Genomic DNA, 18037 nt, shown 5'->3' with positions numbered 1-18037 from the left:
GCGATCCTCCTTCCCCGCCTCACAGGACGGGCTTAAAGGTGGTGGTTGCCGGGCTCGACCCTACCGGACGGCGGAGGCCCGCCGGCGCACCGCCAGCCCGCCGAGCACGAGCCCGAGGCCGACCAGGAGCAGTCGCACGTCGTATGGGCCGGTGGCAGCGAGCTGGGCAGCGGGCGCAGGTGCTGGCGACGTCGTGACCTCGGGCACGGGAGGGATGCCCTCGTCCTCGGTGGCGTCATCGGTGGGATCGACCTCCGCTGGCGGGGCCGTGGTCGGCTCGCTCAGATCGAGGACGAACGAGTACTCGATGAACGAGGAGTTGCCGGCGGCATCCGTCTCCACGACATACAGCTCGAGCGTGCGGGATGACAGGTTGAGCCACAGCGAGGAGTTGCCCGGCTGGGAGGGGTCGTCGTTGACGGGGGCCGTCCAGGTGCCGTCCTCGCGGACCGTCACGGTCTCGCCGGCGGCGAACCCCGAGCTCGCGAAGATCACCTCGATCTGGTTGCCCGCGGTGCCGGTGCCCGCGAAGGAGAAGTCGAGGCTACGCACCGTGCTCCCGGGTGCCGGCGAGGTCACGACCGGCGGATCGGGGTCGGTGCCGTCCACGATCAGGGTGACCGTGTTGGAGGCGATCGGCCGGCCGACCTCGTCCACGCCGACGACCTGGAACTCGTGCGGGCCGTCGGGCAAGCCGTGCTCAGGGAGCGACGCGAACCAGGAAAGGCCGTCATCGCTGGATATCGCCAACGATGCGTCGGTGAGCACGCCGTCGACCGCGACGAACAGGTCCTGCCCCCGCGACCAGGTCCCGGTCAAGGTCACCGACGTCCCGACGAGCGTGCCATCGGCCGGCGAGCTGATCGTGACTGTCACCGCCTCGGGCCAGACGTAGTACCACGAGTCCGCCCTGGCGAACGTGACGGTGCCGGACTCGTCAAACACCCGCACGCTGATGGCGACGGTGGTGCCGCGAGCCAGCGGCTCGGCGATCTGGTGCTGCCAGCTGCCCTCGTCGGTGACGCTGAGCTCGGCCACCTCGACCTCATCGACGAACAGACGCACGGGATACGTCGGGTCCGCCGTACCCGTGATCAGCGGCGTGGTGTCATCCCCATCGGGGCCCGGCGCGGTGATGGTGACGTCCTCGGGCGCGGCGGCAGCCGTGGGCGCGGTCGCGAGCGACATGCCCAGTGCCGCGGCGAGAAGGCTGGCGAGGACGAGCAAGCGTCGGAACATCGGTGTCCTTCTCGAGCGCTGAGGCGGGTCGGACGAATGATGTCAGAGGAACGTCAGCTCCGGTCCGGGTCGATCACCGCGGCGAGCAGCTGCGCCAGCAGCGCGGGCGCCTGATCGCGCGGCAGCGCCTCGAGCGTCGCCATCACCCCGGCGAGCCGGTCCGGCAGCCCGGTCTCGGCGACCTGCGCGACCAACGCCAGATCCGGCTGCGGCGGCCGCGCCCCACGGACCTGATCCGCCGCGGCGGCGATCGCGGCGCCCAGCTCGTCGACCACGCCGAGCGAGACCGGGGTGATCGTCGCGTGCGCGGACCGCGGCAGCACGGTGCCGTCGGGCTGGGTGAACGCAGGTTGGCTCTGCAGCAGGAAGCCCCGTGCGCGGACCTCGTCGACCAGCAGGAACGGGTCCACGCCCCGCTCCCCTGCCGACGTCAGCGCCAGCAGCGGACCGGTCGGGGTGCCGAGAACCCTCAGACCGTCGATCTGCTCGACCACCCGACGGAGCCTGCTCGTCGCCTCCGCCGTCCGCGCCACGAGCTCGGTGTAGCCGCTCACCCCGAGCGCCTGCGTCACCGCCCACGCGGCGGCGAGAGCGGTCGCCGACCGGCTGCCGAGCACGGTGGGGTTCACCACGGGGTAGCCGGGCCAGGACGCGGTGGCGAAGTACTGCGCGAGGTGCCGGTCCCGACCCCGGTAGAGCACGACCGAGGCACCCTTGGGGGCGTAGCCGTACTTGTGGAGGTCCGCCGAGATCGAGGTCACGCCGGGTACGGCGAAGTCCCAGGCCGGGACCGGGTGCGGCCACCACGGCAGCACCAGGCCGCCGATGCAGGCGTCGACGTGCAGGTCGACACCCCGCTCGGCGCAGCCGGCGGCGATCGGCTCCACCGGGTCGAGGGTTCCCGTCGGATAGCTCGGGGCGCTGACGACGGCGAGGGCGAGGTCGTCGCGGTGCTGGTCGACAGCGTCGAGGAAGCGCGCGGCGTCGACCGCGCCGTCGACCTCCACCGGGACCTCGACCAGCGTGAGCCCGAGATAGGTGGCGGCCTTGCGGAAGGCCGGGTGCGCCGTCGTCGGCATCACGAGAACCGGACGCTGCAGCGAGGAGCTCGCCGCCCGTGCCCGGTCACGCGCGGACTTGACGGCGAGCAGGCACGACTCGGTGCCTCCCGACGTCACCGAGCCGACGACCTCAGGTCCGCCGCGCAACGTGTCCCGCACGAACCGCACCAGGTCCCGCTCCAGGGTCGCCACCGAGGTGAAGGTCGTCGGGTCCAGGCCGTTGACGGGCAGGAACAGGGCCGCCGCTCGCTGTGCGAGCTCGTCGAGATCCGGGCGGCCGCTGTCGTAGACGTAGGACAGCACCCGGCCGCCGTGCGTGGGCGGGTCCGCGGCTCGCAGCCCACGGAGCTGGTCGAGGATCTCGCTCCCGGCGCTCATGGCGCACCACCCTGGCACACGTCCGGGCCACGGTGACGGCGCACCGTGGCCCGGACGAGGGCGGTCATGACCTCACATGGTCGACAGGATCGAGGCCGCCATCTCCCCGTACGCCTCACCGAGCGCGTCCGTGTCGACCATCTCCGGGAAGAAGAAGACCGTCGACAGCGTCACCAGACCGTCGGACTGGCGCACGATCACCGTGGTGGTGACCTGGTAGAGGTACGAACCGCTGGAGTCGGAGATCGTCCACTGGGCGCTCTGCTGGACCGCGTCGAAGTCGGCGCCCACGTCGACGGCGGAGACCTCGCCGATCGTGGGATCGGTCGCCTCCGCCGTCAGCTGGGCGATGTAGCTGTCGGCCAGATCGCTGGCGAGGATCGTCCCGTCCGGGATGAACGCCTCGCCGTAGAAGACCGACTCGCCGTCCTCGAGAACCACGAAGCCGTCACCGGACTCCGACTGCGACCATCCGGCCGCGGGCACGACCGAGACGCCGTGGTCGATCACGATGGCGTTCCCCGGCGGGTCCGTGGGCTCGTCGGTCGGGTCGTCGGTCGGGTCGTCCGTGGGCTCGTCGGTCGGGTCGTCCGTCGGGTCATCCGTCGGGTCATCGGTGGGGTCGTCGGTCGGCGGCGCCGTGGTGCCCTCGGTCGGGCCGATGGTGGGATCCTCGTCACCGCCACCACCCACCAGACGGGTGATGCCGAAGACCAGCAGCACCACGAGCACGAGCGCACCGATCGCCAGACCGATCACGGCTCCGTTGCTCTTCTTCGGCGGCTGCGGGTGGCCGCCGCCGCCGTAGCCACCCGGGGGGTAGCCGCCGTAACCCTGCTGCTGCGGGTAACCCTGCTGCGGGAACCCCTGCTGCGGCGCGCCGTAACCCGGCTGGCCCTGCGGTGCCCCGTAGCCGGGCTGCTGCTGCGGGTAGCCCGGCTGGCCCTGCGGTGCACCCTGCTGCGGGTAACCCTGGGGCGGCGCTCCCTGCTGCGGGTAGCCCGGCTGAGGCATCCCCTGCTGCGGCGCCACGTACCCGGGCTGGCCCTGCGGAGGCCCGTAACCGGGCTGTGCCGGCGGCTGCTGGGGCTGCTGCGGCTGCTCCGGCGAGCCGAATCCCGGCTGCTGTCCCTGGTCGCTCACTTCTGCTCCCCCTCGGTGCTCGTCACGGTGCCGCCACCCGCGGAGCCCGGCCCGGCGGGTGCTGGCGGATCACCGGGTCCGGATGCGGCCGGCGCCGGCGGTCCGGCAAGCGGCGCACCGGCGTGCGAGTGCACCTTGCCGCGCGCACGCGCGCTGGCGCCGCACGCGCTGCAGAAGGAGGATCCGAGGATCATCGGCATCTCGCACTGGGAGCAGAACTCCTGCTCGGCCTGCGGCACCGGTGCCCCGGCGACCTCGGCCTGAGCGGACTCCAGCGCCGCCTCCAGCAGGGCGACGTGCAGGATGCGACGCATCCGGATCACGAGGACCCCCAGGATCAGCAGGCCCCAGATGATGCTGACGACCACGCTGAGCGTGGCGTCCTCGAGGTTGCTGAACAGGTGGATGCCACCGAAGTAGAGGACGTTCGCGAGGATGGCCTCGACCACGCCGCGGACGTAGCGCGGCGAGAAGCCGTCGTACCCGCGACCCAGGCCGGAGAACTCCGCGCAGGCGATGCCGGAGGCGGTACCGATCAGGAGCGGCTTGACGAAGCCCTCGAGGAAGATCAGCGACATCCACAGCCCGGGATCGACCTCGCGCGTGAAGCCGCCCACGAGCAGCGGCCAGTGCCGCACGAGCGTGTCGGCGGTGGCGAACGCGACACCCGAGATGACACCGAAGCTGGCGCCGTCGAGGAGGTCGTCGAAGCGGGGTCGGCTGGCGAGGAAGACCGGGCCGATCTGCCGGATGAGCTCGCCGACGATCGGGACGAGCAGGGCCGCGACGAGCAAGCCGCTCACGTCGACGCTGCTGCTCGAGGCTGCCTCACCGGCTCCGGAGCCATCGGCACTTCCGGTACCGATGCCCAGGAACCACAGCGCCGTGAACCCGAGACCGAGCACGAACGTGAGCACGAACGCCATCACGGTCACCTGGACCGGGTTGTCGTCCCACAGGTTCACGTCGTACAGGTACACGATGTAGACGACCGGGATCGCGAACGCCGCCACCAGCACCGCCAGCGGCACGGCGCCGAAGCAGGCCGCGAGCAGCGCGATGACCAGAGCGATCACGAGCGCGATCCGGTAGGTCTGGCCGCGCTGACCGGCGCCTCGCGGCATGATCGTGGAGACGATCGCGAAGGAGGCGACCGGCTCGTCCGGCTTCACGGCGAAGTGCTGCTGGCGCGAGTCCGTCGAGCTGATGACGTCCTTGCCGCACCGATGGCAGTAGTGGGCGACATCAGGGAGCGGCGTATGACACTGCGGGCATTCCATGCGATCTCCTGCGAAGGGCGGAGCCGACGTGGGCTACGACGGGCGTCGTGACCCGGGGACGCCCGGGCACGCGCTCATCGTGGCGGAGCCGACAGATCCGCGCAACGTTCGAACTACCCGTGTCGTCAGGAACCTTCCGCGGCCTCGGCGAGGGCGAAGCGCGCCAGCGGGACCAACGAGGCCAGCGCCAGCAGGGCCGGTACCAGGCTGAACGTCACCACCACTCCCCACAGCGCCGACGCCGGCTGGGTCACGACGTCCGGTGTGGTCCGGGAGACGAAGCCGGTCAGCGCCAGCACGCCGAGCACGAGCGCCGGTCCGAGCGCGAGCCCCGCCGTCTCCCCCGAGGTCCACACGCCGGCGATCACGCCGGCACGGTCCTTGCCCCGCGCGGCCGCGTCGGCGGCGATCACGTCGGGCAGCATCGCCAAGGGGTAGAGCTGCATGCCGGCGTAGGCCACCCCGGCCAGCCCCACGCACACGAACACCCAGGGCCCGGGTGCGGGGCGCGCGAGGACCAGCGCAGCCGTCGCGACGACGAACAACGCGGTCGATCCCAGCAGCGCCCGGCGCTTGCCGATCCGGTCGGCGACGCGGCGCGCGAGCGGCATCACCAGCAGGGCGGGCGCGACGAGCGCCGCGAACAGCACGGTCAACGCGCTCTCGTCACCGAGGGTGTAGGTCGCGACGTACTGCGCCGCTCCGAGCATCGCCCCGGTGGCCAGCGCCTGCAGCACGAAGGTGAGCAGCAGCAGGCGTAGCGGCCGTGACTCGCGCAACGCTGCCACGGCAGCCACCAGGCCGCCGTCGGTCCGGTGGGTCGGCACCACGGCGGGCGCCGCACGCTCGCCTCGTCGGGTGGTCAGGACCGCGGCCAGCACCATGCCGATTCCGATCACCAGCCCGGTGATGACGCCCATGGCGAGATAGCCGTCCCGGCCGCCACCGAACGCCTCGCGCAGCTCGGGGCCGCCGGCACCGAAGGCGAGGATGGCGACGGCGAGGACCGCGATGCGTGGCGCGACCAGCCGGGTCCGGGCCGCCGGGGTTCCTGCCAGCTCGGCAGGCAGCGCGATGTAGGGCACCTGGAACAGCGAGAACGCGGTGGTCGCCAGCACGAACGCGACCACGACCCACAGCGCCGCCGCCCAGCCGTGCAGCCCGCCCGGGACGGCGAACAGCAGGGCGAAGCAGACCGGGAGCGCGACCGCCCCGGCGAGGAGGAACGCCCGGCGCGACCCCCGCCGTCGGGCGCTCGCGTCGCTCGCCCGGCCGATGATCGGGTCGACGAGGACGTCCCAGATCTTCGGGACCGTCACCGCGAGCCCGGCCAGCCCGGCCATCACCCCGAGGGTGTCGGTCAGGTAGTACGCGAGCACCAGCCCGGGCAGTGTGCCGAAGCCGCCGGTGCCGACGGAGCCGAGCGCGTACCCGACCACGGCCCGTCGCGGCGGGGCCGCGGGCACGCCCGTGGTGCTCACCGGCCGCGTCGCCATGTTCTGCCCCGACCTGCCTGGACCTCCTGCTCGGTCAGTCGAGCAGCGTGGGCTTGAGGGTAGCGAGTCGGCCGAGGAGACCGTTGACGAACGTCGGCGAGTCGTCGGTCGAGAGCTCACGCGCGAGCTCGACGGCCTCGTCGATCGCGACCGCGTCCGGCACCTCGTCGTTGTAGAGGAGCTCCCAGGTGCCCACGCGCAGCAACGCGCGGTCGACGGCGGGCATCCTGCTCAGCGTCCAGCCCTGGGAGTAGGTGCTGAGCGCCTCGTCGATCGAGGCGAGCCGCGCCGCGACCCCTTCGACGATCGTCACCGAGTACTCGGGCAGCGAGGTCTGGGTGCCAGGCTGCAGCACGCGCTCGGCGAGCACGGCCTGGATGGTGCGGACCAGGGCGTCACCGGTGTTGAGGGCGCGCTGGTCCGCCTCGTAGACGACGTCGAGCGCGCGCTTGCGCGCCTTGGTACGTGCACCCACCTGAACCGGCCTCTCTGCGTCTCGTCCGAGCCCTCAGGCCCGGCCGAGGTAGTCGCCGGAACGGGTGTCGACCTTGACCTTGGTGCCCTGCTCGAGGAACAGCGGCACCTGGATCTGGTAGCCAGTCTCGATCGTGGCGGGCTTGGTGCCGGCCGAGGAGCGGTCGCCCTGCAGACCCGGCTCGGTGTAGGTGATCTCCATGACCACCGAGGCGGGCAGCTCGACGTACAGCGGCGTGCCCTCGTGCATCGCCACGATGACCTGCTGACCCTCGAGGAGGAAGTTCGCGGCGGTGTCCACGATCTCGGGAGCGATCGTCACCTGCTCGTAGTCGCTCACGTCCATGAAGACGAAGCCTTCGCCGTCGTTGTAGAGGTACTGGTAGTCGCGGCGGTCGACGTTCGCGGTCTCGACCTTGACGCCCGCGTTGAAGGTCTTCGCCACGACCTTGCCGTTCGTCACGCCCTTGAGCTTGGTCCGCACGAAGGCGGGGCCCTTGCCGGGCTTGACGTGCTGGAACTCCACGACGGACCAGAGCTGTCCGTCGATGTTGAGAACCGTGCCGTTCTTGAGGTCGTTGGTCGTTGCCACGCGCATTCCGTCCTGAGTCCGTGAAGCCGTCAAATCTGCGGCCCTCAGGGTAACGGGTGTCAGGCGGGCGGCCGACCTGCCAGGGCCTGCAGCGCCAGCCGGTAGGAGTCCGCACCGAAGCCGGCGATCGTTCCGGTGGCCACACCGGCCACGACCGAGGTGTGCCGGAACCGCTCGCGGCTGGCCGGGTTGGTCAGATGGACCTCGACGAGCCGCAGCCCGTCCCGGGTGACCTGTGCCACGGCGTCACGCAAGGCGTAGGAGTAGTGCGTGAACGCGGCCGGGTTGAGCACCACGTCCTGGCGGGCGTCGACGGCGGCGTGGAGCCACCCGACCAGCGTCGCCTCGTCGTCGGTCTGACGGACCTCGACGGCGAGACCGAGCTCGCTCCCCCAGGTCGCGATGGTCGCGGCCAGGGTGGGCGCGTCGAGCGCGCCGTAGACGTCGGGCTCGCGGGTGCCGAGCCTGCCGAGGTTGGGGCCGTTGAGGACCAGGACGTCAGTCACGGGCTCAGCCTAGGGTGATCGCCGCGTACGCCTCGACGAGCAGCTCGGGCTCGGGACCCTCGAGCCGGCCCGGCTCGGCGACGCCGTCCAGCACCACGAACCGCAGCCGGTCGCCCCGGGTCTTCTTGTCGCGGCGCATCGCCTCGTGCAGCTGCGACCAGCGGCCGCCCGGGTAGCCCAGCGGCAGCCCCACCCGCCCGAGCAGGTCACGGTGCTGCGCGACGACATCGGCGTCGAGCCGGCCCGCCAGGCGCGCGAGCTCGGCGACGTAGACCATGCCGACGCTCACCGCCTCGCCGTGACGCCAGCGGTAGTGCTCGGTGTGCTCGATCGCGTGGCCGAAGGTGTGCCCGTAGTTGAGGATCTCCCGCAGGTGCGACTCACGCAGGTCGGCGGCGACCACGTCGGCCTTCACCTGGATCGCGCGCCGCACGAGCTCCGCCAGCTCGTCGGAGGTCGGGTCGGTCACGGCGGCGGTGGCGCGGTCGACGATCGCGAGGATCTCGGGGTCCGCGATGAACCCGCACTTGATGACCTCCGCCAGCCCGGCCACGAGATCGGGGCGCGGCAGCGTCCGCAGCGTGCCCAGGTCGCAGAGCACGCTCGACGGCGAGTGGAACGCCCCGACGAGGTTCTTGCCTGCGGCGGTGTTGATCCCGGTCTTGCCGCCGACGGCGGCATCGACCATGGCGAGCAGCGTCGTCGGGATCTGGATGATGCGGACCCCACGCAGCCAGGTGGCGGCGACGAAGCCGGCGAGATCGGTGGTGGCGCCGCCCCCCATGCCGACGATCACGTCCTCGCGCCCGAACGCTGCCTCGCCGAGGGTGTCCCAGCAGCGGGTGAGCATCGCGGCGGTCTTGGCGTCCTCCCCGTCGGGAACCTCGACGGCGACGACCTCGTAGCCGGCGGTCTCGAGCCGCTGCGTGAGCGTGGCCGCCGCGGCGCCGAGCGGTGCGGCGTGCATCAGCAGCACGCGGCGCACCCGGTCTCCGACCAGCGGCAGCAGCTCCTCGCCCAGGTCGGTGCCGACGACGACGTCGTAGTCGCGCTCGGCACGCACCGGGATCCTCGTCGTCACCGCTCCCCCAGCCCGAGGAGCACCTGCTCGACGACCTCCTCGGGGGTCTTCCCGTCGGTGTCGACCGTGACCTGGGCGAGCGCGGTGTAGACCGGGCGGCGCGCCTCGGCGAGCTCGAGCCACTGCTTGCGCGGGCTTCCCACCAGCAACGGCCGTGCCGCCGAGAGCCCGACGCGGGGCGAGGCCGCCGCCAGCGAGACCTGCAGGTGCACCACCCGGTGCCCTGCGAGGTCGGCCTGCGTGTGGGCGTCGAGGATCGCGCCGCCACCCAGGGCCAGCACGCCGTCGTGCTCGGCCAGGGCAGCCACCACCGCTGCCCGTTCGAGAGCGCGGAACCGCTCCTCGCCGTGCGTGAGGAAGATGTCGGAGATCGACTCCCCCGCGGCGGCCTCCACATCGGCGTCGGTGTCGCGGAAGCCGACGCCGAGCGCGTCGGCGAGCAGCTGCCCGACGGTCGACTTGCCGGCGCCGGGGAGCCCGATGACGATCACGGCGGGTCCGGGCTGCGCGCTCGGGTTCGATGTCATGCCATGGCCTCCGGGATCGCGGCCAGGTAGCCCTCGATGTTGCGCTTGATCTCGGTGAGGCTGTCGCCGCCGAACTTCTCCACGAGCGCCTCGGCGAGCACGAGCGCCACCATGGCCTCGGCGATCACGGCGGCGGGGGCTGCGGCACAGGTGTCGGAACGCTGGTGCAGCGCGGTGGCGGCCTCGCCGCTGGCGACGTCGATGGTGGCGAGCGCCCTCGGCACCGTGGAGATCGGCTTGAGCGCGGCACGGACCTTGACGATCTCGCCGTTGCTCATGCCGCCCTCGACACCGCCGGCACGGTTGGTGCGGCGCCGGACGCGGCCCTCGGCGTCCCGCTCGATCTCGTCGTGCGCCTGGCTGCCACGGCGGGCAGCGGTACGGAACCCGTCGCCGACCTCGACGCCCTTGATCGCCTGGATGCCCATGAGGGCTCCGGCGAGCCGTGCGTCGAGCCGACGGTCGCCGTGCACGTACGAGCCGAGGCCCGGCGGGACCCCGTAGGCGAGGACCTCGACCACACCGCCGAGGGTGTCGCCGTCCTTCTTGGCCGCGTCGATCTCGGCGACCATCGCCTCCGAGGTCGGGGGGTGGAAGGAGCGGATCGGGTCGGCGTCGAGGGAGGCCACGTCGTCGGGGCCAGGGAGCGGGGCGTCCTCGGGGGTCGAGACGGGCCCGACGGCGACGACGTGGGACACCAGTCGCACCCCTGCGGCCTGCTCCAGCAGCGCAGCGGCGACCGAGCCGAGCGCGACCCGCGTGGCGGTCTCCCGCGCCGAGGCGCGCTCGAGGACCGGACGGGCGTCGTCGAGGTGGTGCTTGACCATGCCGACCAGGTCGGCGTGGCCGGGGCGCGGTCGCGTCAGCGGGCGGTTGCGCGCCTGCTCACGTTCGTCGCCGGTGCCGGCGTCGACGGTGAGGGCGTCGGTGGGCACCGGGTCCGCCGCCATCACGGTCTCCCACTTGGGCCACTCGGAGTTGCCGATCTCCAGGGCGATCGGACCGCCCTGCGTCAACCCGTGCCGGACACCACCGAGGATCCGCAGCGCGTCCTGCTCGAACTTCTGCCGGGCGCCGCGGCCGTGACCGAGACGACGTCGGGCGAGCGCGGCCTGCACGTCGCCGGTCGTGACGAGGACCCCGGCCGGCATCCCCTCGAGGATGCCCACGAGCGCCGGGCCGTGCGACTCCCCGGCCGTCAACCATCTGAGCATGTCGTCATCCTGACACGCTGCCGAGGGCGCTCCTCGTGGCGTTCAGGGTGTGGGCGTCGCGCCGGTGCTCACCAGGACCGCACCGACGGCGGCTCCGAGCACGAGCCACGGGCCGAACGCGAGCGCCGTGGAACGGCTGGCGCGTGTGAGCACGAGGAGCAGCAGCGCAGCGACGCCGCCGAGGAGGAAGGTCGCCACGACGCCCGCGAGCACCGCCGACCACCCGAACCAGCCCAGGAAGATCCCGAGCAGTGCCGCGAGCTTGACGTCCCCGAGACCGAGCGCGCGGGGCGAGATCAGCGCCATCGTGAGGAACCCGACCCCCAGCGCCAGCCCACCCAGCAGCGCCCGGCCGAAGTCGGGCCAGGTGTCGGTGGTCGCGGCGGCCACGGCCAGGCCGCCCACGAGCGCCACGGCGGTGGGGAGCACGAGCACGTCGGGGAGCCGGTGGCTGTCGAGGTCGACGGCCACCAGCACCGCGCATCCCAGCGCCAGCAGGGCGAACGTGACGAGCTCGACCCAGGAGCCCGCGAGCAGCGCGGCCCCGGCGCCGCCGAGCGCCGCCAGCGTCGCCACCAGCACCGGCGAGGTCCAGCGACCGGGGCCGCCGCGCACGAGCCTGCGGGCGGGCACGAGCGCACCGGCGACCGCCGCGACCACGGCCGTGGCGGCGGCGATCTCCGGGCTCATGCTGTCTCGACGGCGGCGAGCAGCGCCGCGCGCATCGCCTCCAACGGCGCGGGCCGGCCCGTGAACAGGCGCACCTGCTCGCAGGCCTGGTGGAGCAGCATGAGGTACCCCGGCGAGACCGACCCGCCCGAGGCGAGCCACTGCGCGGGCAACGGCGTGGGCCACCCCTCGTAGACGACGTCGATCAGCACCTGTGCCGCGTCCAGGGTCAGGTCCGCGACGAGCGGCGCGAGCGCGTCGGAGCCGCCGCTCGGGACGGTGCTGATGACGATCTCGGCGTCGCGGAGCAGCCCGGCGGCGCGGTCGGTCCCCAGCGCGACCAGCTCGGGCTCGACACCCATCGTCGCGGCCGCCCGCAGCACGGTGCCGGCGCGCCCGATGCTGCGCACCAGCACCGCCGGGCGGTGGATGCCCAGCTCGCCGAGGGCGGCGACGGCCGACGCCGCGGTCGCACCGCCGCCCACGATGACGCCGCGGCTGTGACCGCCGGAAGCGGGTCGAGGGGTCGCCTCCCGCAGCGCCTGCACCAGGCCGTAGACGTCGGTGTTCGCGCCGACCAGCAGCCCGCCGGGCTGGAACAGCACCGTGTTGACGGCGCCGACGGCGTCGGCCAGCGGTTGGACCACGTCGACGCAGCGCAGCGCGGCCTGCTTGAGCGGCATCGTCAGCGACAGGCCCACCCACTCGGGGCCACGGCTGCTCAGGAAGTCGGCGAGCTCGGGCTCGTCGACGTCGTGCAGGTCGTAGCTCCAGTCCTCGAGCCCGAGCTCCCGGTAGGCCGTGCGGTGCAGCACCGGTGACAGCGAGTGCGCGACCGGGTGCCCGAGCACCGCGGCGCGGCGCTGCGTGGGTGCGACCACCTCAGCCCTCCCCCTCGGTGGTCGGGTCCTCGGCCGCTGCGGACTGCTGCTCGCGCCAGGCCTCGAGCCACTCGCGGTAGCGGGCGCGATTCTGCTCGTGCTCGGCGGGGTCGTCGGTGAACAGCGTCTCGCCGGTCTCGGGGTTCACCGTGACGAAGTAGCACCAGGAGCCGTCGGGCGGCGCGAGCGCGGCCTCCAGCGAGGTGATGCTGGGCGAGTTGATCGCCGTCGGAGGCAGCCCTTCGACCACGTAGGTGTTGAAGGGCGTCTCGGTGTTCGTGAGGTCGTCGAGCGTCAGGTCGGTGACGGCCTTGTCCAGACCGTAGGCGACGGTCGAGTTCATCTGCAGCAGCGGCCCGACGTCCGCGCACCCCTCGAGCCGGTTGGTGAGCACGCGGGCCACCCGGCCGCGGTCCTCGACGTCGGTCACCTCGGCCTCGACGATCGAGGCGCGGATCACGAGCCTGCCGCGGTCGGCGACCGGCACCTCGAGCTCGTCCAGCACCTCGACGGTGCGGTCGACCATGCGCTGCAGCACCGCCTCGACCGTGTCGTCGGGGGCGATCGAGTAGGCCTGGGCGTACAACCACCCCTCGATCCCGCCGACGGCACCCTCGGGCAGCGGGATGGCGGCCAGCGCCGCGCTCACGTCGGCGACCGGCACCCCCATGACCTCGGCGATCTTCGCCACGATCTGCTGCACCCGCCAGCCCGGAGGGATCGTCAGCGTCCGGTCGGCGCGGTTCGCGGGGTCCAGCAGCGCCAGCACGGCGTCGGCCGCCCGCATCTGCTGCGTCAGCGTGTAGCTGCCGGGCTGGATCGCCGAGGCGCGGTCGTTCTCCTCGTAGGCGGCCACGAACGCCTCGGCGGTCGCGACGACGTCGGCCTGGTCCAGGACCGCGGCGATCGCATCCGGCGCGGGGTCGGTGACCACCACGGCCACCGAGCCGCTGCCCGGTCCGCTGTAGTCGGTGATCGGCTCCTCGCCCGCCTCCTGGAACAGCGGCAGCACCAGCCGCCATGCGCCGCCCACCAGCAGCGCCAGCGCCACGATAAGGACGCCGAGGACCGTGAGGTTGCGGCGTCGGTGGGCCTGCCGTCTGCTGGCGCTGCGCGTGGCGGTGCCGGTCGTCTCGCTCGGGGGTGAATCCATGCTCAGCGGTTGGCGTCCCGCCACTCCTGGTACTCCTCCCGGAACACCTGGAACTCCTCGTAGTCACCGGTGAACTTGGTCTCCCCGGTGTCGAGGTTGACGGTGACGAAGTAGCAGTAGTCGCCGTCGGGCGGGTTGGCGGCCGCCAGGATCGACGCCTCGCCAGGCGATGCGATCGCCGTCGGCGGCAACCCCGTCACCTGACGCGTGTTGTACTCGCTCGCCGTGCCCCACTCGGTCTGCGTGATCTCGCTCGCGGGCTTGTCGAGCTCGTAGACCAGGGTGCTGTCCATGCCGAGCCGCCCGGTGCCGTCGCACGAGGCGAGCCTGTTCTCGATCACCTGCGCCACGTTCTCGCGGTCCTCGTCGCGCGCGACCTCGCGCTCGACGATCGACGCCGTGACGATGACGTCGTGCCAGGACTCCCGCGGGATCTCGTTGCGTTCGAGCACCTGCACGGTGGTGTCGACCATCGCCTGCAGCACGGTCGCAGGCGTGGCGTCGGGAGCGATCGTGTAGGTCGAGGGGAACAACCAGCCCTCGACGCCCTGTGCCTCCTCGGGCAGTGTCAGCTCGGCCGCGGCGGCCTCGACCTCGGCGGCGTCGACCTCCATGTTCTCCGCGAGCTGGGCGTAGATCTGCGTCGCCCGCCAGCCCTCGGGGACCGTGATGCTGGCGTCGGCGCGACTGGCCGGGTCGAGCAGCGCGGACACGGCGTCGACGGCGCGCATCTGGAGCATCAGGTTGTAGCTGCCCGGCTGGATGCCCGCCGCGGCCGTGTTGGCGCTGTAGGCCGCGACGAAGGCGTCCACGCTGGCTACGACGTCGGCGTCGACCAGGGTCTGCCCGATCGCCGCACCGCTGTCACCAGGGCTGACCACGATCGTCACCGAGCCCGACCCGGGACCGGGGTAGTCGGTCGGACCCGAGGGTGTGGAGCTGCCGCCGCCGCTGAGCAGCGGCCGCAGGAAGATCAGGGCGCCCGCCACGAGGATGCCCAGAGCCGCGATCATCGCGATGAAGGTGAACAGCGTGCGTCGCCGCTGCGCCGCGCGCTTGGCGCGGCGCCGTCGCTGCGACCGGGCGCTGGACGATCGCCCGTCCGCAGCCGGTTCGCTCTCGTGGCCGACGTCGGGGTCGGACTCGCGGAACAGATCCGTCACGGGATCTCCTCTTCTCCCCCTCGGTCGGTCTCGATCGGTTCTCCAGCCGGAGAGCCGGTGCTCCGTTCGGTATCGAGTGCGTTCTGCAGGATAAGCACGGCGGCGACCTGGTCGACCACCTGCCGCTGGGTGCGCCCGCTCCGCCCTGAGCGGGTGAGCGCCTGGTGCGCCGTCACGGTCGTCAGCCGTTCGTCCACCAGGCGCACGGGGACCGGTCGCACCGCGTGTGCCAGTGTCGAAGCGTACGCCAGGACCTCCTGCGCGGCCCGCCCTTCCGCACCCGAGAGGCTGCGCGGCAGTCCGACGACGACCTCGATCGCCTCCGCCTCACGCACGATCTCGGTGATCTCGGCGACCTGGTCCTCGCGTCGGCTGCGCTGCAGCGTGGCCACCGGGGTCGCGAGCAGTCCGGACGGGTCGCTCCGAGCGACGCCGATCCGCACGGTCCCGATGTCGAGACCGATGCGGACGCCGCGCCGCACCTGAACCTCAGGCACGCGCCAGCTCGTCCGCCAGCGCGGTGAGAGCCGGCTCGACCGCAGCCGCGTCGGTGCCGCCACCCTGCGCGATGTCGTCCTTGCCGCCGCCACCGCCGCCGAGCACCTTCGCCGCCGCCCGCACGAGCGCGCCCGCCTTGACGCCGGCGCCACGAGCCGCCTCGTTGGTGGCGACCACGACCACCGGGCGCTCCCCCGCCACCCCGGTCAGCGCGACCACGGTGGCACCGTCCTGCCCGAGGCGCTCGCGCAGGTCGAGCACCAGCGTGCGCAGGTCGTCCGCCGAGGCGATGTCACCGACGTGCTGCAGCACGGCGCGGACGCCGTTGATGTCACGGGCCGCCGCCGCGAGCTGACCGGCGTTCGCCAGCAGCTGTCCCTGTCGCACCTCGGCCAGCTGCTTCTCCGCCTCCTTGAGCCTGCCGAGCAGCCCGGAGATGCGCTCGGGCAGCTCCTCACCCCGTGCTCCGACGAGCTGGGAGAGCTGGCTCACGAGCGCGTGCTCCTTCGCCGCGTAGCCGTAGGCGCCCTCACCGACCAGCGCGTCGATGCGTCGCACGCCCGAGCCGATCGAGGCCTCGCCCAGCACGGTGACCAGGCCGAGGCGACCGGTGCGGTCCACGTGGGTGCCCGCGCACAGCTCCTTGCTCCAGTCACCGCCGATGGAGACCACGCGCACGTTGCGGCCGTACTTCTCGCCGAACAGCGCCATCGCGCCCGCCGCACGGGCCTCGTCGATGTCCATGATCTGGTCGGTGACGTCGAGGTTCTCGGCAAGCTGGGCGTTCACCCTGCCCTCGACCTCGGACAGCACCGACGACGGCACCGAGCTGCCGTGACGGAAGTCGAACCGCAGCCGGGACGGCGCGTTCTCCGAACCGGCCTGCGTCGCCTGCTCGCCCAGGAACTCGTGCAGCGCCTTGTGCACCATGTGCGTGGCGGTGTGCGCGCGAGCGATCGCGATCCGACGGTCGGTGTCGATCGTCGCCACACCCGTCTCGTCGAGCGTGAGCGTGCCCTCGACCAGGCGGCCGCGGTGCACGTGCAGACCCCTGACCGGGGACTGCACGTCCCCGACGTCGACCAGCGCACCGCCGGTGAAGCCGATCGTGCCGTGGTCGGCGAGCTGACCGCCCGCCTCGGCGTAGAACGGTGTCTGGTCGAGGATGACCTCGACGTCGGCCGGCGCCTGCGCGACCGGTGCCGGGACGCCGTCGACCAGGAGCCCCACGAGGCGGACCTGCGCGGTGTCCTCGGTGTAGCCGAGGAACCGGTCGGGGCCGCCGAGCTTCGCGAGCACGTCCTGGTACACGGTCGCGTCGACGTGACCGGTCTTCTTGGCGATCGCATCGGCGCGCGCCCGCTGCCGCTGCTGCGCCATCAGCGCACGGAAGCCCTCCTCGTCCACGGACACGCCCTGCTCGGACGCCATCTCGAGGGTGAGGTCGATCGGGAAGCCGTAGGTGTCGTGCAGCGCGAACGCCTCGGCGCCGCCGAGCACCGGGGTCGCGGAGCCGCCCTTGGCACGCGCGACCGCCGTGTCGAGGATCGTCGTCCCGGACACGAGGGTGCGGCGGAACGCGTTCTCCTCCTCGTAGGCGACCTGCGAGATCGTCGCGAAGTTCGCCTCGAGCTCGGGGTAGGACTCCTTCATGGCGTCCTTGGAGACGGGCAACAGGTGCGGCAGCGTCGGCTCGTCGACACCGAGCAGGCGCATCGAGCGCACCGCGCGGCGGATCAGCCGCCGCAGCACGTAGCCGCGCCCGTCGTTGCCGGGCCGCACGCCGTCGCCGATCAGCATGAGCGCCGACCGGACGTGGTCGGCCACGACGCGCATCCGAACCTGATCGGTGTCGGTGGAGTTCTCGCCGAGGCGGTAGCGCGAGCCGCTGAGCTCTTCGACGGTCTGGATGACCGGGAACGTCTCGTCGATCTCGAACATGTTCTCGCGGTCCTGCAGCAGGAACGCCAACCGCTCCAGACCGAGGCCGGTGTCGATCGACTTCTGGTCGAGCTCGCCGAGCAGGGGGTAGTCCTTGCCCGTGCCCTCGCCACGCAGGAACTCGTCGAAGACGTTGTTGTAGTACTCCAGGTAGCGATCGCCACCCGGGTCGACGGAGCCGCCCACGGCCTCTGGGCCGTACTGCGGCCCGCGGTCGTAGTGGAACTCCGCGCAGGGTCCGGCCGGGCCAGGCTGGCCGGTGTCCCAGAAGTTCTCCTCCTTGGGCAGCCGCACCACGTGCTTGGGGTCGACACCGATCTCAGCGAGCGCGTCCCAGGCCTCCTGGTCGTGCTCCCAGATCGTCACCCAGATCCGGTCGCCGTCAAGCCCGTAGCCGCCATCGGCGACGGCGCTGGTGCTCAGGTCCCAGGAGAAGCGGATCGACTCGCGCTTGAAGTAGTCACCGAAGGAGAAGTTCCCGCACATCTGGAAGAACGTGCCGTGGCGGGTGGTCTTGCCGACGTTCTCGATGTCGTTGGTGCGGATGCACTTCTGCACGCTGACGGCGCGCGGCCACGGCGCCTGCTCGGTCCCCACGATGTAGGGGATGAACGGCACCATCCCGGCGATCGTGAACAGGATCGAGGGGTCCGGAGAGACCAACGGCGCGCTGGGCACGATCGTGTGGTCGCGGTCGGCGAAGTAGGTCAGCCAACGCTGACGGATCTCTGCGGTGCGCAT

17 protein-coding genes are annotated in these 18037 nt (G+C 72.2%); all 17 read right to left on the bottom strand.

What is annotated here, in order from left to right; genetic code table 11:
* Nucleotides 1–60 precede the first annotated feature (60 nt).
* The 17 genes from GPA04_RS02895 to alaS all read right to left on the bottom strand — a co-directional run bounded on the left by GPA04_RS02895 (nucleotide 61) and on the right by alaS (nucleotide 18037).
* Nucleotides 61–1239, bottom strand: a complete 1179-nt coding sequence (locus tag GPA04_RS02895) for a hypothetical protein (protein WP_156222100.1) — start codon at nucleotides 1237–1239, stop codon at nucleotides 61–63.
* Between the two features lie 53 nt (nucleotides 1240–1292).
* On the bottom strand, nucleotides 1293–2678 hold the full coding sequence (locus tag GPA04_RS02890) for a pyridoxal phosphate-dependent decarboxylase family protein (protein WP_156222098.1): 1386 nt from the start codon (nucleotides 2676–2678) through the stop codon (nucleotides 1293–1295).
* Between the two features lie 72 nt (nucleotides 2679–2750).
* Nucleotides 2751–3821 carry a PT domain-containing protein gene (locus tag GPA04_RS21125; RefSeq protein ID WP_156222096.1) on the bottom strand — a complete coding sequence of 357 codons (1071 nt, stop codon included), beginning with the start codon at nucleotides 3819–3821 and terminating at the stop codon, nucleotides 2751–2753.
* Entirely contained in the window at nucleotides 3818–5101 is a 1284-nt protein-coding gene (locus tag GPA04_RS02880) for a zinc-ribbon domain-containing protein (RefSeq protein ID WP_156222094.1), read from the bottom strand. The genes GPA04_RS21125 and GPA04_RS02880 overlap by 4 nt, the downstream gene beginning before the upstream one ends.
* Nucleotides 5102–5226: 125 nt before the next feature.
* Nucleotides 5227–6582, bottom strand: a complete 1356-nt coding sequence (locus GPA04_RS02875) for an MFS transporter (RefSeq protein WP_241680549.1) — start codon at nucleotides 6580–6582, stop codon at nucleotides 5227–5229.
* A 49-nt stretch (nucleotides 6583–6631) separates the two neighbouring features.
* The gene (nusB, locus tag GPA04_RS02870) at nucleotides 6632–7072 is read right to left on the bottom strand and encodes a transcription antitermination factor NusB (protein WP_156222091.1); all 441 of its coding nucleotides are present in this window, start codon (nucleotides 7070–7072) and stop codon (nucleotides 6632–6634) included.
* 33 nt (nucleotides 7073–7105) lie between these two features.
* Nucleotides 7106–7663, bottom strand: a complete 558-nt coding sequence (gene efp, locus GPA04_RS02865; protein WP_156222089.1) for an elongation factor P — start codon at nucleotides 7661–7663, stop codon at nucleotides 7106–7108.
* Between the two features lie 59 nt (nucleotides 7664–7722).
* Nucleotides 7723–8169: a type II 3-dehydroquinate dehydratase gene (locus GPA04_RS02860; protein ID WP_156222087.1), complete on the bottom strand. Its 447-nt coding sequence runs from the start codon at nucleotides 8167–8169 to the stop codon at nucleotides 7723–7725.
* A gap of 4 nt (nucleotides 8170–8173) precedes the next feature.
* Nucleotides 8174–9250, bottom strand: a complete 1077-nt coding sequence (gene aroB, locus GPA04_RS02855) for a 3-dehydroquinate synthase (RefSeq protein WP_156222086.1) — start codon at nucleotides 9248–9250, stop codon at nucleotides 8174–8176.
* Nucleotides 9247–9777: a shikimate kinase gene (locus tag GPA04_RS02850; RefSeq protein WP_156222084.1), complete on the bottom strand. Its 531-nt coding sequence runs from the start codon at nucleotides 9775–9777 to the stop codon at nucleotides 9247–9249. The genes aroB and GPA04_RS02850 overlap by 4 nt, the downstream gene beginning before the upstream one ends.
* A complete protein-coding gene (gene aroC / locus GPA04_RS02845) occupies nucleotides 9774–10991 on the bottom strand; it encodes a chorismate synthase (protein WP_156222082.1) in 1218 nt (405 codons plus the stop codon). The genes GPA04_RS02850 and aroC overlap by 4 nt, the downstream gene beginning before the upstream one ends.
* Before the next feature lie 42 nt (nucleotides 10992–11033).
* Nucleotides 11034–11681 carry a prepilin peptidase gene (locus GPA04_RS02840; protein ID WP_156222080.1) on the bottom strand — a complete coding sequence of 216 codons (648 nt, stop codon included), beginning with the start codon at nucleotides 11679–11681 and terminating at the stop codon, nucleotides 11034–11036.
* Nucleotides 11678–12541 (bottom strand): shikimate dehydrogenase, encoded by an 864-nt coding sequence (locus tag GPA04_RS02835; RefSeq protein ID WP_156222078.1) that lies wholly within the window; start codon nucleotides 12539–12541, stop codon nucleotides 11678–11680. Before GPA04_RS02835 ends, GPA04_RS02840 begins: the two co-directional genes overlap by 4 nt.
* Before the next feature lies 1 nt (nucleotide 12542).
* A complete protein-coding gene (mltG, locus tag GPA04_RS02830; protein ID WP_156222076.1) occupies nucleotides 12543–13694 on the bottom strand; it encodes an endolytic transglycosylase MltG in 1152 nt (383 codons plus the stop codon).
* A 2-nt stretch (nucleotides 13695–13696) separates the two neighbouring features.
* Complete coding sequence (mltG, locus tag GPA04_RS02825) at nucleotides 13697–14857, bottom strand: endolytic transglycosylase MltG (protein WP_156222074.1); 1161 nt, start codon at nucleotides 14855–14857, stop codon at nucleotides 13697–13699.
* Nucleotides 14854–15354 (bottom strand): Holliday junction resolvase RuvX, encoded by a 501-nt coding sequence (ruvX, locus tag GPA04_RS02820; RefSeq protein ID WP_206674086.1) that lies wholly within the window; start codon nucleotides 15352–15354, stop codon nucleotides 14854–14856. The genes mltG (GPA04_RS02825) and ruvX overlap by 4 nt, the downstream gene beginning before the upstream one ends.
* Entirely contained in the window at nucleotides 15347–18037 is a 2691-nt protein-coding gene (gene alaS / locus GPA04_RS02815) for an alanine--tRNA ligase (RefSeq protein ID WP_156222072.1), read from the bottom strand. Before alaS ends, ruvX begins: the two co-directional genes overlap by 8 nt.

Origin of the sequence: Pseudactinotalea suaedae (assembly GCF_009733815.1) — a bacterium.
In the GTDB taxonomy this organism is placed as follows: Bacteria; Actinomycetota; Actinomycetes; order Actinomycetales; family Beutenbergiaceae; genus Pseudactinotalea; species Pseudactinotalea suaedae.
The sequence above is the reverse complement of the archived record's forward strand: the minus strand, read 5'-3'. Positions and strand labels throughout refer to the sequence as shown.

Coding starts and splice junctions, on each gene's coding strand:
- GPA04_RS02895 (WP_156222100.1), bottom strand. CDS start 1,239: ATGTTCCGACGCTTGCTCGTCCTCGCCAGCCTTCTCGCCGCGGCACTG.
- GPA04_RS02890 (WP_156222098.1), bottom strand. CDS start 2,678: ATGAGCGCCGGGAGCGAGATCCTCGACCAGCTCCGTGGGCTGCGAGCC.
- GPA04_RS02880 (WP_156222094.1), bottom strand. CDS start 5,101: ATGGAATGCCCGCAGTGTCATACGCCGCTCCCTGATGTCGCCCACTAC.
- GPA04_RS02850 (WP_156222084.1), bottom strand. CDS start 9,777: ATGACATCGAACCCGAGCGCGCAGCCCGGACCCGCCGTGATCGTCATC.
- aroC (WP_156222082.1), bottom strand. CDS start 10,991: ATGCTCAGATGGTTGACGGCCGGGGAGTCGCACGGCCCGGCGCTCGTG.
- GPA04_RS02840 (WP_156222080.1), bottom strand. CDS start 11,681: ATGAGCCCGGAGATCGCCGCCGCCACGGCCGTGGTCGCGGCGGTCGCC.
- mltG (WP_156222076.1), bottom strand. CDS start 13,694: ATGGATTCACCCCCGAGCGAGACGACCGGCACCGCCACGCGCAGCGCC.
- alaS (WP_156222072.1), bottom strand. CDS start 18,037: ATGCGCACCGCAGAGATCCGTCAGCGTTGGCTGACCTACTTCGCCGAC.